Source organism: Phytoactinopolyspora mesophila (assembly GCF_010122465.1).
Classification (GTDB): domain Bacteria; phylum Actinomycetota; class Actinomycetes; order Jiangellales; family Jiangellaceae; genus Phytoactinopolyspora; species Phytoactinopolyspora mesophila.
In genome coordinates, this window is record NZ_WLZY01000003.1 from 304,132 (window position 1) to 317,877 (window position 13,746).

A 13,746-nucleotide genomic window follows, 5' to 3' on the forward strand; every position below is an offset into this window, starting at 1 on the left:
ACGTGGCGGAATACGTGGTAGTCGACGCCGCGGGCGGAGGAATCGGTGGCGCCGCGCGCTGGCGGTCCGAACTGGAGGCCTTCCTCGAATGGGGTGCCCCAGGCGTCAAGGTCATCGGCCGGGGAACACGGCTGACGCCCAGCTGGCTGCTGCGGCGGGAGTGGCTCGCGGGGCGGGCGCGTTTGACGGTCGCGGCGAACAACGTGTCGTTCGCGTGCAGAGGCAGGGAGAGGCGCGTGCTGTTGCGCAATGCGCTACATTTCCTGCACCCGTCTGAGGACCACGTGCTCCGCAGAATGCCCCGTACGTTCCACGCTCAGATACCGCTGGTTCGCCGACTGCTGAGCCGAGCCGACCTAGTCGTCGTTCCCTGCACGACGATGGCCGAACGCGTCAGCGTCACCGTACCGTCGGCGGCGAAACGGATCGTGGTCCATGCGCACCCGACGACACCCGCCGGTGCCCGCGCGGCGTCGCCGAGACCGTTCATCCTGGTGCCGGTCGTCCCCGCACCATACAAGAACCTCGGTGCAGAACTGGCTGCGCTCGTGGCGGCTCTCGACAATGTCGGCAGCCCCATGGAAGTCCACGTGACCGCCCGACCGGGTGACCTGCCTGGCGCGCTGGCCAGGCACCCCCGGCTCACGATGCTCGGTGTTGTCCCGTATCACCGGCTGGCGACGATGTGGCGGCACGCGACGGCGGCGTTCTATCCCTCGAGCCTGGAGGCGTTCGGGTACCCGCTGGCCGAGGCGCGGGTCTACGGTCTGCCGGTACTGGCTCCGGACAGCGCGCAGGCCAGGGAGATCGCGGGCGGCGCGCTGGTGGCCTACGAAGCAGGTCTGCTGGACAGCCTGGAGGAGGCCCTGCAGCAGGCCAGCCGGCCGATCGAAGCCGAACCGCACGCCTTCGAACGTGGGCCGTACTTCCGATGGCTGCTCGGCCTGCCCGCCGACCTGCAGCTTCCCACCGCTCAGGAGTCCCATGGAATCCCTTCGTGACCGCCTCTACGACTCATACGTATCCACCCACGCGGGGAGCGCAAGCGGCCCGGCGACACAGCTCGCGTACCGGCGTGATCTCCGGCCGCACCTTCGTCGGACTGGTTCGGCAGATCGATTGCGCGTGCTGGACATCGGGTGCGGACAGGGTGAACTTGTCCGGCTGCTCGTCGCCGACGGTTTCGACGCCCGAGGCGTGGATGTCAGTACAGAACAGGTCAGCCTCGCTCGCGCGGCGGGCCTCGATCGCGTCGAGCACGCTGACTTCCACGCGTACCTCCGGGCATCCGCCGGCAACTGGGACGCTGTCGTCGCCACGGACGTGTTGGAACACCTGAACAGGGAGGAGGTACTGCAGACGTTCGATGGCGCCCGCATGGCGCTCCGACCCGGCGGGGTGCTCGTGGCTCGCGTGCCGAACGCGGTCAGCCCGACGGGCGGGCACACGATGTGGAGCGACGTCACGCACGAGACCTGGTTCACCCGCAGGAGCGTGGCACAGCTGGCTGCCGTGGCCGGGTTCGCCTCGGTGGAGGTCTTTGCCTGCACTCCGCCCGCGCACGGGCTGGTGAGCGCAGCTCGGGCGTTGCTGTGGAAGCCGATCAGCGGGATGTTCAAACTCGCGCTGGCAGTTGAGACCGGTGCACTTCGTGGCCACATCGTCACGCAGAATCTCACGTTCGTCGCGCGCACCACGGAAGTCACCAACTCATGAGCCCTATCGTCGACGCCGGGCTGCGCCGCTTTGGGCGGACCGTCGCTCGCACGTCTGTCTGCAACGCCGTGACCGTGGGCTCCGCGGGTCTGGCCGGGATCTTCATCGCGCGAGCTCTAGGTCCTTCGGTTCGTGGGGAGTACGCCGCCATCATGGCGTGGTTCGGCGTCGTGCTCGTCGTCGGGCAACTCGGCCAGACCGCGGCGACCACCTTCTTCGTTGCCCGGGAACGCAACCGGGCGGCCGAGTATGTGGCTACCTCGCGGAACCTGATGGTGGGCACCGGGATACTGACACTGGGCGTCGGCATGGTGGCCGCGCCACTGCTGTCGTCCGGTAGCGGCGCGGCGACGGCAGGTTACCGGTTGATGTTCGCCACCTGCCTAGTCAGCTTTGTGGGCGCGAGCTATGTCTTCAGCCTGCAAGCGACCAACTTGGCGTGGTGGAATGTGGTCCGCATGAGCCAGCCGGTGGCGTACGTGATCACCATTGCGGCGCTGTACCTCGCCGGCCAACTGGAGTTGATGATCGTACTGGCCGTGCTGTCGGGCACGACGGTCGCGCAGACTGTGCTGGCGTACTGGCTCTGCACGAGAGAAGGGCTGACTCGCGCCCGCGGCGAGCGCACCCTGACCCGGCCACTGCTCCGCTACGGAATGGGCCATGTCGCCTCGACGGCGCCGACTCTGGTCACCACTCGTCTGGGGATGCTAGTGCTGTCGCTCGTCGTCCCATCGGCGGCGCTGGGCCACTACGCGGTCGCCGTGTCGGTCACAGCGCTAGCAATACCGGTCGTGTCCGCGGTCGGCAACGTCTCCTTTCCCAGGATCGCGTCCCGGACACTCAGCCAGGCCCGGCTCGACACGCTGCAGCGGTGGGCGGTGTTGAGCAGCCTGGTCGTCAGCACCATCCTGATACTGCCCGTGGTGGCCGCCGCACCGTGGTTGGTCCCACGAGTCTTCGGCGAGGGATTTGACGACGCGGTACCGCTGATCATGCTGCTCGCCCCCGGCGGCATTCTCCTCGCCTGTGGCCGGGTCTGCGCTGACCTGCTCAAAGGGCATGGACGCCCGTATGCGGTGGCCGGTGCACAGACCATAGCGGCCGCCGTGACAGTCGTCATGCTCGCGGCACTGATACCGCCGTTCGGCGTCACCGGCGCAGCGATTACCGCGAGTGTGACACCGGGGATCGCCCTCGTCCTCATGTTGCGCTCACTGCGGCGCGGACGCATCGACACCATGCATCCGGCAACGGAAGGACCACGATGACGGCCGATGCGATGCAGAGGGCGGCCCGCCGGGCCGCCGGGAGAAGCGTGACCGTGCTGTGCAGCGTCGTGGGGCGCCGGCAGGTGGTGCGAGTTGCCCGATTCGTGCTTCATCGATCACGTCTAGACCTGCCGAACGATCCGCGTACGAACGGCGAGTACGCGCTACAAGGGTGGGTGCTTACAGCGCTCCCGGCGACCACTCCGCTGACGGTGATGGACGTCGGCGCGCACGTCGGAGCGTGGTCGCAGAACCTGCTCGCGCTCGCCGGGAGCTCCGCTCCCCGGCTGGACCTACACGCGTTCGAACCGTCCCGGCATACGCACCGGTTGTTGGCGGTGAATCTCCCGGAGACGGCACGAGTAAACCGGCTCGCCGTGACCGACCGGGCCGGCGATGTCGCGCTGCACACAATCGGGCGTGTCGCCGGCCGGAACTCGCTGCTACCGCAGCGGACGACTTCGGCACAGGTCGAGCAGGTAGGCGCGACCACTATCGACGACTACCTGGCTCAACAAGACATCGAGCACGTCGACCTGATGAAGATCGACGCCGAGGGCCACGACTGCCGTGTGTTGCGCGGGGCCGAGCGATCGTTCGAACGGCGGGCAGTATCCATCGCGCAGTTCGAGTACAACCATCGGTGGGTGCATGGTCGATGCTTCCTCAAAGATGTCTTCGACCTCCTATCGCCGCTCGATTACCGGATCGGGAAGCTGACCCCCCGGGGCGTGGAGTGGTACCCGGCGTGGGATCCGGACTTGGAAACCTTCGTGGAAGGCAACTATTTGGCTTGCACACCGGAACTCGCGCGACGGCTTCCCGGCATCCGCTGGTGGAAGGAGGGCACGCCATCGTGCACGTCGGCCTGATCGGCGGCAGCCGCCCGGACGGGTTCCAGGAGAACATCGGTGACTCCCTGGTGCGTATGGGGCACCGGGTCAGCTACCTCGGTTCCACCGCGCCGACTCGTACCGGGCCGTTGGACGGCAAGGTCGCGGCACTCGCCAGGTCGGCATTGCCTGGTTTGGCCACGCGCTTTCACCAGCGCCTGGTCAAAGCGGCGCTCGATCTCGAGTGCGACGCGGTGATCACGGTGCAGGGGGACCTGTCGCCCGAAGCGGTCTTAGCGCTGCGACGCAACGGCGTTCCGGCGGCACTGTGGTTCCCGGACGCCGTCTGCAATCTCGGTCGACAACGGATGCTGGTGGCGCCGTATCGGGCGCTGTTCTTCAAAGACCCGTTGCTGGTCCAGCGGTTACGCGACACCCTCGAATTGCCTGTCTGGTATCTGCCACAGGCATGCAACCCGCGATGGCACCGTCCACTCGGCGAGGCGGGCGCACAGCGCAGCGTCGTCGTTGTCGGGAATGTCTATCCGAGCCGTCTCATGCTGTTACGTCGCCTGCACGAGTCCGGGATCCCATTGGTGGTGTATGGGGCGCGGGCAGCGGGGTGGCAGGGCGATCTGCTACCCCACCAACTACACGCCGGGCACCCCGTATTCCGGGAGGACAAAGCCCGCGTATTCCGCGGCGCCGCCGCGGTGCTCAACAACCTCCATCCCGCGGAGATGCACGGCGTCAACCTCCGGCTGTTCGAGGCAACCGCCGCAGGGGCAGCCGTCCTGTGCGAGCGGCGGCCCGTCCTGGGGGACCTGTTCGACCTCGACACCGAGGTGGTGCCGTTCGGTGATGTCGCCGAGTTGGTCGGCCGGGCGCGGGAGCTGCTCGAGAGCCCTGACCGTGCCAGGAAGATCGGGGACGAGGCGAGTTTGCGGGCGCACGCCGAGCACACGTATGAGCACCGGCTTCCGACGATCCTGGAGAAACTGACATGACGGTGCCCGCCAGACCGGCGCGAGCCCATCCGGTACGCGCCGCGGTGCTCATCGACCACCCGAGCCAGCACATCGCTCCAGGGCTGCGGTTGCTGACAGAGCAGATAGAGATCCGCCCCCGGGTGTATTACTGGAATCCCGCCACGCGCGGTGTCTATGACCGCGGGTTCGGCCGCCACGTCTCGTGGAACGTCGATCTCCACTCCGGCTACGACTGGTGGACGCCGCGGGCCGGCGCATCTGCGGTGCGCCGCCGGACGGCGGCGTGGCGCAAGCTGTGCCGCGATCGTCCCGAGGTTGTGCTCGCCTTCGGATGGGCGAGTCCGATCGCCCGGGTCGGTATCACGTATGCGACCGCCACCAGGACTCCGTTGCTCTACTACGGCGACACCAACGGACACGTCCAGCCGGCCACCTGGCGGCACCGGGTTCGTGGGTTGGTGCTGCGCCAGCTGTTTCGCCGGGCTGCCGGCGCGGTCTCCACCGGAACTTTCAACCGGGACTTCTATGTCGCGCACGGGCTGCCTCCCGAGCTGGTGTATCCCGGGGTCCTTCCCGCCGACGTCATGCAGTTTCACAGCGCCGCCACCCTCCGCCGGTACCCACATGACCAAGAGGCTTCCACCCGGGCGTTGGTGATCGGTTTCGCCGGGAAATTCACGCCCGTCAAAGGGGTCCTCGATGTGGTGGACGCCGCCGCACTGCTACCGCGGGACCGGTCTTGGGAGCTGCGCCTGATCGGCGACGGTCCGCTTCGGCCGCAGCTGGAATCCGCCGTCGCTCAGCGCGGCTTGACCGAGCGAGTGCGTTTCCTCGGATTCCGAAACGCCGACGAACTACCTGCCCTCATGAGCGAGATCGACATCATGGTGATGCCGTCCCGGAAGGAGCCCCGCGGTCTCGTCGCGATCGAGGCCATGGCCGCGGGTGCGGCAGTTGTCGTCAGCTCCGCAACCGGCCTGTGGGGTCCGGGCGATGTGGTCCAGCACCGGCGGACCGGCGTCGTATACCCGGCCGGTGACGTCGAGGCTCTGGCTACCCACATCCGCGAGCTGCTCGGCGATCCATCGCTACGGACCCGCCTGGCAGCGGCGGGGCAGGCCCGATCTCTCAGTTTCGGTCCCGGCGACTTCGCCTCGACGGTTTCCGACGCCCTGCTGACCACGATCCGAGGGAACGGCGATGGCGGCTGACCTCGAGCACAAGCACACGGATGTTCACCACGACGTTTCCGGGGACGCGCACAGAAGCGCGCGACGGCACCAGATGCTCGCGTTGGTTTTCGCCGCAAGTGCCGTGGCGTTATCACTCCCGGCCGGGTACCGCACCCTCGACCCACGCGAGCAGCTGGTCCTGGGAGCGCTGTCGGCGACACTGCTATCACTTGCCGCGCTGCAGGTCGTCATAGCGCTCCCCGGGAATCGAGCAAGCATCGCCCGTTGGCGCATCGGCCCTTGGTATCTCCTGTGGAGCACTCTGACGCTTGGAATCGCACCACTCACCTGGCTGGTGCCACAGACGGGCTCGGCAAGCCGGATCGAGCTCACCAGCGTGGTGACCGCGCTGGCTGTGTTCGCGGTGTCGCTCGTGCCGTGGACAGTGGGCTACTGCGTCGGCGTGCCGCGGACGGTGGCCGGCGCCGCTCGGCGCGGATATGCGTTGCTGCTGCGCGGCACGTCGCCCACCGTCCGTGGCGGGAGCTTGCCGTGGGTCCTTTACGGGATCGGTACGGGCGCCCGCCTGTTGACCGTGGTCCTGAGTGGCCGGTTGGGCTATGTCGGCGACATAGACGGGCTGGTTTCCAGCGCGGGTGCCTTCGACCACCTGTTAAGCCTGGTGGCCACCTTCACGCTGTTCGCCATTGCGGCTGCCGCATACCGCGCGTTCAGCGCTCGGACCCGGGGCTGCCTGGTGACACTCGTGGTGCTGCTCGGCATCGAGACCGTGGTGGGAGCCCTCGCTGGAGGCAAGCAGCACTTCCTCCTCTCCCTACTGGCTGTCCTGATCCCGTATGGCGCGCTTCGTGGGCGGATGCCACTGCGGATCCTGCTCGCTGGTGTCATCGTGTTCCTGTGGATCGCAGTGCCGTTCAACACGGCGTACCGCGAGGTTGTCCGCAGTGACGAGAGCACGTTGTCACCCGAGGCCGCGGTCGCCGCGGCTCCAGAGATCGTTGCGGACGTGACCGCTGCGGACTCGTTCACCGACGCACTGACCGGGTCGACGATTCAGATGCTCAACCGCGTCCGCATGCTCGACAGCGTCGCCATCATCGTGCAAAAGACGCCCGAGACGATTCCGTACCGGAGCCCGGTCGAATTCGCCTCGGCACCGCTGGTCGGGGTGATACCCCGAGCGCTGTGGCCGGACAAGCCAGTGCTCGCCACAGGGTACGAGTTCAGCCGGGAGTACTTCGGCACCCCCCGTGACATGTACACCTCCACCGGAATTACCCCGCTGGGCGACCTCTACCGGCACGGCGGGATCGTGACGGTGGTGGTGGGGATGGTGTTGCTGGGAATGGGAGCCCGGCTGTTCGACACTCTGTTCCGTCCGGACGCGGATCCGCGCGCGATCTGCTACCTCCTTGTCTTCCTTCCGCTGTTCCTGAGATCCGACATCTACACCATGATTACGGGAATCCCGAGCGGGATCATCGTGGCCACCGTTGGGGCACGGCTGATCTGTCGCCGTGAACGGACGTCAGGGCCGCAGCAATGAGCGGTACGGTTCTGCTACTAGCGCCGTCGCGCGGGCTCGGCGGGGGAATCGAGCGCTACGTATCGACCGTCGAGGCCGCGTTCCAGCAACGCGACGTGCGCTACCACCGACTGGACCTGGTTTCGGCCGACCAGCCATTGAGCGTGATCGCCAAGCTCCGCTTCGTCCGGGAAGTGAGTCGGATGGCGCGGCTAAGCAACGGCCCGCTGCGCTTGGTCCTGGCCCATCGCAACCTGCTGCCAGTGGTCCGCGCGGTGGCATGGCGAACCACCTATGAGGGTGCCACTGTCATCGTGCATGGCAGCGAACTCTGGTCCGGACGTCGCGACTCTGGACGACGCATGCTGCGGCGGCCAGACGTGCGCGTCGTCGCCGCTAGCGCCTTCAGCGCCGGGACGCTCGTGCGCGATTGCCATGCCACTGTGCTCCACCCAGGCGTTCCCGCGGCGTGGTACCGCACACTCGTGAAGGCGGCGCGCCAGAGCCACGCCGGCGACGAGATCAACCTGGTCACCGCGTTTCGACTCGCAGATTGGCAGAGCAAAGGACTCGGCACACTCCTCGAAGCGATCAGCATGCTCGACGACGCACGGGTCCGGCTCACGGTGTGCGGCACGGGGCCGGTTCCCGCGGACCTGCGTGCTGCGACACTGCCGTATTCGTGGTGCCGGCTGGCACCAGATCTCAGTGACTCGGATCTCGCCGTACAGCTGGCCGGAGCGGATCTGTTCGTCCTCTGCACCCGGACCCAAGCCGGCGCGGTAGCGTCCGGGGAGGGGTTCGGCCTCGTACTCCTCGAGGCGCAGCTGGCGGGGACACCTGTGATCGCGCCAGCTCACGGTGGCAGTGACGATGCTTTCCTACGAGACATCACCGGGGTAGCGCCCGTGGACGAGACTCCTCAGGCACTCTCTGCGGTTCTGGCTCCGCTTCTCAAGGATGGCCCTCGCCGGGCTCGAATGGGGCGCGCAGCGGCGACGTGGTCGCGCACGCGGTTCGAGCCGCGCGAGTACGGCGAACGGATCATCCATGCACTTCTCGGTGCTACGGCACGAACGCCGCAGGTAGATGAGCAATCAACAACCGCAGAGACCCACGGCTATGGCCGGACGGGGTAGCCGTAGGCTACGAGCAGCGGAGCGCACAGCGCACTGACCAGTCGTTGTTGACCAGGTGGAAGACTGGTACGCCAGGCGTCGTCGTTTCGCAGCCGCGTCCGGCCCGTGGTGAAGCGCATGGGATTGCCGGATGCACTGTGCGTCACGCCGAGGTCGACATGGTCGTCCCCGATGTAGTCGAGGTCGCTCGGCTCGGGAGGCATGCCGGCAAAGCCGGCGAGCGAGCTGAGCGTGTGGCGCGGGCCCGTGACAAAGTCCTCGTACCGCACTCGACACACCGGCACTCTGGGTGGCGTAGATCCGGCACCGTCGCGGCCCAGGCGGGCGAGCAGGTCGATTGCGGCGTTCTGGGCGTTCCACCGCAGCGCTGATCGCGACGGATTGTAGCGTGGTACTTCGGCGGCCCCATCGGTTTCCGGCCGCGAAACGTGCTTGGTCCAGGAGTAGGCGACTCCACGCGGATCGCGAATCAGATGGATGACGCGCAGATCCAGGCCGTAGCCCCATCGCAAGCAGAATCCCAGCGCTGCGTACTTCGACGAATCGACGACGACACGCGCGCCGGACACCGCCGCAGCAGCCGCATAGACGCGCATCTGGTAGTCCACGAACTCGTGAATCAGCGCGAGCCGGCGGCGAGTCGGGTTCAGCAGACGGGGGATGAGGCGGGTGCGCGCGATGGCGTGCCATACGGCGAAGACGCGTTGTTTATCGACTCGCTCCCACCCGCCGAAGGCGAGCTCACCGACCGCCTGCCAGAACTCACATGCGGAGAACCAGGCACCGCAACTACAGCGCTCGTCATCGTGGAGCCCTTGCTGCCAGACGTGCGTCGCCTCGCCCAATGCGCAGATGCCGGGCAGCTCACCCAATGATCGTTCGATCAAAGTGCTGCCACTGCGGCCTTGCCCAGCGATGAAAAGTACGCGCACACGGTGATGCTACGGGTTGAACTACTCTCCCACCCGAAAAACGCCGAATGGGCACGTTGCCCGGACGTAAGACGGTCGACACATCTAGTGTGGTGCGATGGCGAATATGTCGTCGCTGCTCGATGGTGCCGCTGACACCGGGCGCAGTACGCCGCGCCGATCCGGCCGGGCGAGATGGTATCCGTGTTCGGCGAGTAAGTCCGCGATGGGCTCTCGGCTCTCACCGAGCACACGCTCACTCATGGCGTTCCACTCGATCTGAAGGACACTGATCCGGCGTTCGGCAAGTGCGCGCCGTGCGCCTTCCAACACCAAACGCTCGGCACCCTCGACGTCGATCTTCACCCCCGCGGCGGTCCGGTCGCCGAGGAGGTTGTCCAGCGTGTTCACGTCGACTGGCTCTGCCTCCGCATCGACCGAGGAAGCGGACAGCAGGTGGTTCTTCGCTCCCTGGCCACGAGTCAGCCACATCTGCCCCGGCACAGCGGAAAGGGCACACTGCCGGACGGTGATCGGAAAAGGGTTGAGGGCGACGTTCGCGCGAAGTGTCGCGACCGCCGTGCCACTCGGTTCGATAGCGACAACCTCGGCGCCAGCCTCCGCGGCCCACAAGGCATAGCTGCCCGCGTTGCTCCCGACGTCAATGAACAGATCTCCTGGGCACAGGCACCGGCGCCACGCCCACATCTCGTTCCAGTCCGGTGGGTTGGCATAGATCACCTTCGCCGCGGCGGTGTCGTGCAACCACACGCGCATACGGGCCCGCTGGCCGATCGTCGTCACCGTGGGGCGACCGAGCCGGCCACGAACCTGAAAGCGGCACGCCCGGGCGAGGCTTCGCCATCGGTGGCGCCGGTTCGCCGGATGGGTCCAGACAAAGGTCAGAACACGCCAAGCCTGAATCGCCGGACCCGCCATAGTCATCGAGGCTTCATAATGCGCAAATGTGTCAATTCAGGCGAACATGCAAGATTCGGACAATTGGCCTGCAAGTACACCGTAGGCCTCAGTATTCGCAAAGCTAGCCGCGCCAGCATGGATTCAGAGTTGCTATTTTTCTTGATTCTTGACTCACACGCAATAGATTAGTACCCAGTTTCGCGCCGTTCAAGGAGGTGGCTTGCAGTGGACCTGCGGTCCGATCTTCGGCTCTTTCGAGAATTCTGGCAGCTGATCCTTGCGGTCATCATCATCACGACCGGCGCAAGCGCCTTCTTGACCTGGAGGGAGACGCCGCAGTACGACTCGGAAGTCACGATGTTCGTGTCAGCGTCAGGCGCACCTGACGACGCCGCAGCGGCCTACCAGGGCAGCCTCCTGTCACAGCAGCGCGTCGCCTCATACTCCGAATTGGTGCGCAGGCAACACGTCCTGGACGGGGTGATCGAACGCCTGGAACTTAACCTCACCCCGGAGCAGCTTGCGAGCAAAGTCACCACCTCTGTCGTCGCTGACACGTCCCTGTTGACGGCCACCGTGCGGGATGCGTCACCGGAGCTTGCCCAACGAATCGCGAACGGCATCGGCGCAGAGTTCGTCGAGCTCGTTCCGGAGCTGGAGAGCGTCGGCGAAGAGGAGCAGGCTCCGGTCAAGGTCACCGTGGTAAGCCCAGCGGCGCTGCCGTCCTCGCCAGTGTCGCCGCGCCCCACCCGCAACCTCGTGCTCGGTGGCGTACTAGGAGTGCTCCTCGGGACCGGGCTCGCAGCGGCCCGGCGCACTCTCGACACGACCATTAAGACGGAGGAACGGCTCGAGGAGATCAGTGGCGCGCCCGTGCTGGGCACGGTGATGTTCGACGCGAGGGCATCTGCAAGGCCGGTAGTTGACCCGGCATCGTACAGCGCGCGGGCTGAGGCGTACCGCAAGATCTGTGCCAACCTGCACTTCATCAACGTAGACCGCTCCCGCCAGGTCATCATGGTGACCAGCCCGTTGCCCCTCGAGGGCAAGAGCACGACAGCGTGCAACCTGGCAGTCTCCCTCGCCGAGGCGGAGAAGCGAGTCATCCTGGTCGGAGCGGACCTGCGACGGCCCAGCGCCGCCGGCTACCTTGGCCTTCCTGGCGGTGTCGGGCTCACCAGCGTCCTGCTCGGAGATGCCAGCTTGAGTCAAGCCACCCAGTACTGGCGCGACCAGTTGTTCGCCGTACTCCCCAGCGGGCCGATCCCGCCCAATCCCAACGCGATGCTCGCTTCTCAGCGATTGAGTGTCGTGTTACAGGAACTGCGACACGAGTACGACATTGTGATCATGGACTCGTCACCCGTGATACCAGTCGCGGACGCAGCCACCCTGGCCGAATCCTGCGACGGTGCCCTGGTGGTCGTCCGGCATGGCAAAACTCGGCGGGAAAATCTGCGCAGTGCCGTGCAAACCCTGCAGCACGCCGGCACGCCAGTACTGGGCGCCGTGCTCAACATGGCCCCGCGGCAACGTCGTAGCCCGTACTACGAGGCTTACCACGCCGAGACAGAGGACGACGTGCGAGCCGATCATGAGCGAACACCGCCTCCGATCACGGCAACCCATTGACGCTGTGGCCGAGGCGCCGGGCGACCTGTATGGCGGCACAGGAGCGGTCCCAGTGCGGCCGATCGGCGGCCGCAGTCCCGTTGCGTTCCGGGTCCTCTACGTGTGTGTGCACAACGTGTGCAGATCTGTGCTCGCCGAGCGGCTTGCCCGCAGTTACCTAGCCAACCGGCAGGGCGCATTCGCGGAGCACGTCTACGTCGGCAGTGCAGGGACGCGAGCGATACCGGGCCAACCCATGCACCCGTATGTGGGCGATGTGCTCCGTACGCGTGACGCAGACATCGGGGATTTCACAAGCAAGCGCCTAACCGCGCGCCTGGTTATGGAGTCGGATCTGGTCTTGGCCGCGACGGCCGAGGAACGGGACCGGGCGATCTCGATGGCGCCGGCAGCCCTCGGCCGGACCTTCACTATCTGCGAGTTCGCACGCCTCGTCGGCCTCGCCGAGCGTGGCTACGAGGGATTCGGGGTAGATGCGTTCGATCACGACGAGAATGAGGGGGCCGACGGCTCTGAGGGCGGCGTGGCCCGGACGGCGGGGAACATCGTCCACGCCGCACATCAGATGCGTGGCCAAGGACCCTACGTGCCCCCCGTGACTGACGACATACCCGATCCGCCGCCGACGAGGGAAGCTTTCGAAAAGTGCGCAGACCGTGTTGAGAAGGGCGTGTGGGGTGGCCTGGGGCTCATCCGACGCGTGATCGATCACGGTGATCGTTAACCGTTCAGAATGACCAGTCGCGTGGTCGCGCCCAGCGTGGGTCCCGGTAGGGCTGTTCGACCCGGTAGGTCGATCACCGGGGCCCGGAGACAGGCGTAGGGCATCCACCGAGTTGGTGGATGCCCTACTCAAGGGCCCTTGTGGCAGGTACAGGATTCGAACCTGTGAAGGCTGTGCCGGCTGATTTACAGTCAGCTCCCTTTGGCCGCTCGGGCAACCTGCCGGGTTCCGGAACAACGCCCCGGACCGATGAGAGAATACCCCATAGGCAAGCAGCTACAACAACAGGATTCGCGGGCGTGGCGAGGAGCCGGCTTCAGTGGGCGCCACCCGCTGCGCGATGTCAGGCAATGGACAAGGAGCATCAGGTGGCAAGCGAGTCGTCGTTCGACGTCGTGAGCAAAGTCGATCGCCAGGAAGTAGACAACGCGCTCAACCAGGCGGCGAAGGAGATCTCCCAACGTTTCGATTTCCGCGGCACCAACGCGGTCATCAAGTGGTCCGGTGAGTACGGGATCGAGATGGAAGCCTCCGCCGAAGACCGGGTGCTCGCAGTGCTCGACGTCTTCAAGGACAAGCTGGTGAAGCGGAAAGTATCGCTGAAGGCTCTGGATGCAGGAGAGCCCCGCACGTCGGGACCACTCGTCAAGATCTCGGCCACCCTTCAGGACGGCTTGAACCAGGAACAGGCCAAGAAGATCACCAAAGTGATCAGAGACGAAGGCCCCAAGGGCGTGAAAGCGCAGGTACAGGGGGAAGAGGTCCGGGTCTCCTCGAAGAAGAAAGATGATCTTCAAGCGGTGATGGAACTGCTGCGCGAGCAGGACTTCGACTTCGCGGTGCAGTTCACCAACCGCAGGTGAGCGGTGCCGCGTTCAGTGCTGGCGCGACA

Annotated in this window: 13 protein-coding genes and 1 tRNA gene; 11 read left to right on the plus strand and 3 right to left on the minus strand. The window is 66.1% G+C overall.

Going from position 1 to position 13,746, the window contains the following annotated elements:
* The first annotated feature begins 2 nt into the window (after positions 1-2).
* The 8 genes from F7O44_RS31760 to F7O44_RS11275 are packed head-to-tail and all read left to right on the plus strand — an operon-like array spanning position 3 to position 8,666.
* Positions 3-1,001 carry a glycosyltransferase gene (locus tag F7O44_RS31760; protein WP_162450327.1) on the plus strand — a complete coding sequence of 333 codons (999 nt, stop codon included), beginning with the start codon at positions 3-5 and terminating at the stop codon, positions 999-1,001.
* Positions 985-1,716 carry a class I SAM-dependent methyltransferase gene (locus tag F7O44_RS11245; RefSeq protein WP_162450328.1) on the plus strand — a complete coding sequence of 244 codons (732 nt, stop codon included), beginning with the start codon at positions 985-987 and terminating at the stop codon, positions 1,714-1,716. The genes F7O44_RS31760 and F7O44_RS11245 overlap by 17 nt, the downstream gene beginning before the upstream one ends.
* Complete coding sequence (locus F7O44_RS11250) at positions 1,713-2,987, plus strand: oligosaccharide flippase family protein (protein ID WP_162450329.1); 1,275 nt, start codon at positions 1,713-1,715, stop codon at positions 2,985-2,987. The genes F7O44_RS11245 and F7O44_RS11250 overlap by 4 nt, the downstream gene beginning before the upstream one ends.
* The gene (locus F7O44_RS11255) at positions 2,984-3,859 is read left to right on the plus strand and encodes an FkbM family methyltransferase (RefSeq protein ID WP_162450330.1); all 876 of its coding nucleotides are present in this window, start codon (positions 2,984-2,986) and stop codon (positions 3,857-3,859) included. The genes F7O44_RS11250 and F7O44_RS11255 overlap by 4 nt, the downstream gene beginning before the upstream one ends.
* On the plus strand, positions 3,844-4,827 hold the full coding sequence (locus F7O44_RS31765; protein WP_162450331.1) for a glycosyltransferase family protein: 984 nt from the start codon (positions 3,844-3,846) through the stop codon (positions 4,825-4,827). The genes F7O44_RS11255 and F7O44_RS31765 overlap by 16 nt, the downstream gene beginning before the upstream one ends.
* Complete coding sequence (locus tag F7O44_RS11265; RefSeq protein ID WP_162450332.1) at positions 4,824-6,020, plus strand: glycosyltransferase family 4 protein; 1,197 nt, start codon at positions 4,824-4,826, stop codon at positions 6,018-6,020. Before F7O44_RS31765 ends, F7O44_RS11265 begins: the two co-directional genes overlap by 4 nt.
* Positions 6,010-7,548 carry a hypothetical protein gene (locus tag F7O44_RS11270; RefSeq protein WP_162450333.1) on the plus strand — a complete coding sequence of 513 codons (1,539 nt, stop codon included), beginning with the start codon at positions 6,010-6,012 and terminating at the stop codon, positions 7,546-7,548. The genes F7O44_RS11265 and F7O44_RS11270 overlap by 11 nt, the downstream gene beginning before the upstream one ends.
* Entirely contained in the window at positions 7,545-8,666 is a 1,122-nt protein-coding gene (locus F7O44_RS11275) for a glycosyltransferase family 4 protein (protein ID WP_162450334.1), read from the plus strand. The genes F7O44_RS11270 and F7O44_RS11275 overlap by 4 nt, the downstream gene beginning before the upstream one ends.
* Here the strand turns inward: F7O44_RS11275 and F7O44_RS11280 are convergent.
* Both F7O44_RS11280 and F7O44_RS11285 read right to left on the minus strand, forming a co-directional pair.
* The gene (locus F7O44_RS11280) at positions 8,648-9,598 is read right to left on the minus strand and encodes a sulfotransferase (RefSeq protein ID WP_162450335.1); all 951 of its coding nucleotides are present in this window, start codon (positions 9,596-9,598) and stop codon (positions 8,648-8,650) included. The genes F7O44_RS11275 and F7O44_RS11280 overlap by 19 nt on opposite strands.
* An 84-nt stretch (positions 9,599-9,682) precedes the next feature.
* Positions 9,683-10,522, minus strand: coding sequence for an FkbM family methyltransferase (locus F7O44_RS11285; protein WP_162450336.1), 840 nt, complete (start codon positions 10,520-10,522; stop codon positions 9,683-9,685).
* A gap of 201 nt (positions 10,523-10,723) precedes the next feature.
* Here F7O44_RS11285 and F7O44_RS11290 point away from each other — a divergent pair, with 201 nt between their 5' ends.
* Together F7O44_RS11290 and F7O44_RS11295 are read left to right on the plus strand one after the other, a co-directional pair.
* Positions 10,724-12,130: a polysaccharide biosynthesis tyrosine autokinase gene (locus tag F7O44_RS11290; RefSeq protein ID WP_162450337.1), complete on the plus strand. Its 1,407-nt coding sequence runs from the start codon at positions 10,724-10,726 to the stop codon at positions 12,128-12,130.
* Positions 12,131-12,182: 52 nt separating this feature from the next.
* On the plus strand, positions 12,183-12,854 hold the full coding sequence (locus tag F7O44_RS11295) for an arsenate reductase/protein-tyrosine-phosphatase family protein (protein ID WP_162450338.1): 672 nt from the start codon (positions 12,183-12,185) through the stop codon (positions 12,852-12,854).
* Positions 12,855-12,995: 141 nt separating this feature from the next.
* On the opposite strand, the gene F7O44_RS11300 is transcribed toward F7O44_RS11295, so the two are convergent.
* Positions 12,996-13,077 (minus strand) — tRNA-Tyr (locus tag F7O44_RS11300).
* A gap of 145 nt (positions 13,078-13,222) precedes the next feature.
* On the opposite strand from F7O44_RS11300, the gene F7O44_RS11305 reads away from it, so the two are divergent.
* Positions 13,223-13,717 carry a YajQ family cyclic di-GMP-binding protein gene (locus tag F7O44_RS11305; RefSeq protein ID WP_162450339.1) on the plus strand — a complete coding sequence of 165 codons (495 nt, stop codon included), beginning with the start codon at positions 13,223-13,225 and terminating at the stop codon, positions 13,715-13,717.
* Positions 13,718-13,746: the final 29 nt, after the last annotated feature.

Bases quoted from the DNA above. Each gene is read 5' to 3' on its own strand.
- F7O44_RS11245 (WP_162450328.1), top strand. From the start codon at position 985: ATGGAATCCCTTCGTGACCGCCTCTACGACTCATACGTATCCACCCAC.
- F7O44_RS11250 (WP_162450329.1), top strand. From the start codon at position 1,713: ATGAGCCCTATCGTCGACGCCGGGCTGCGCCGCTTTGGGCGGACCGTC.
- F7O44_RS11255 (WP_162450330.1), top strand. From the start codon at position 2,984: ATGACGGCCGATGCGATGCAGAGGGCGGCCCGCCGGGCCGCCGGGAGA.
- F7O44_RS11265 (WP_162450332.1), top strand. From the start codon at position 4,824: ATGACGGTGCCCGCCAGACCGGCGCGAGCCCATCCGGTACGCGCCGCG.
- F7O44_RS11270 (WP_162450333.1), top strand. From the start codon at position 6,010: ATGGCGGCTGACCTCGAGCACAAGCACACGGATGTTCACCACGACGTT.
- F7O44_RS11275 (WP_162450334.1), top strand. From the start codon at position 7,545: ATGAGCGGTACGGTTCTGCTACTAGCGCCGTCGCGCGGGCTCGGCGGG.
- F7O44_RS11285 (WP_162450336.1), bottom strand. From the start codon at position 10,522: ATGACTATGGCGGGTCCGGCGATTCAGGCTTGGCGTGTTCTGACCTTT.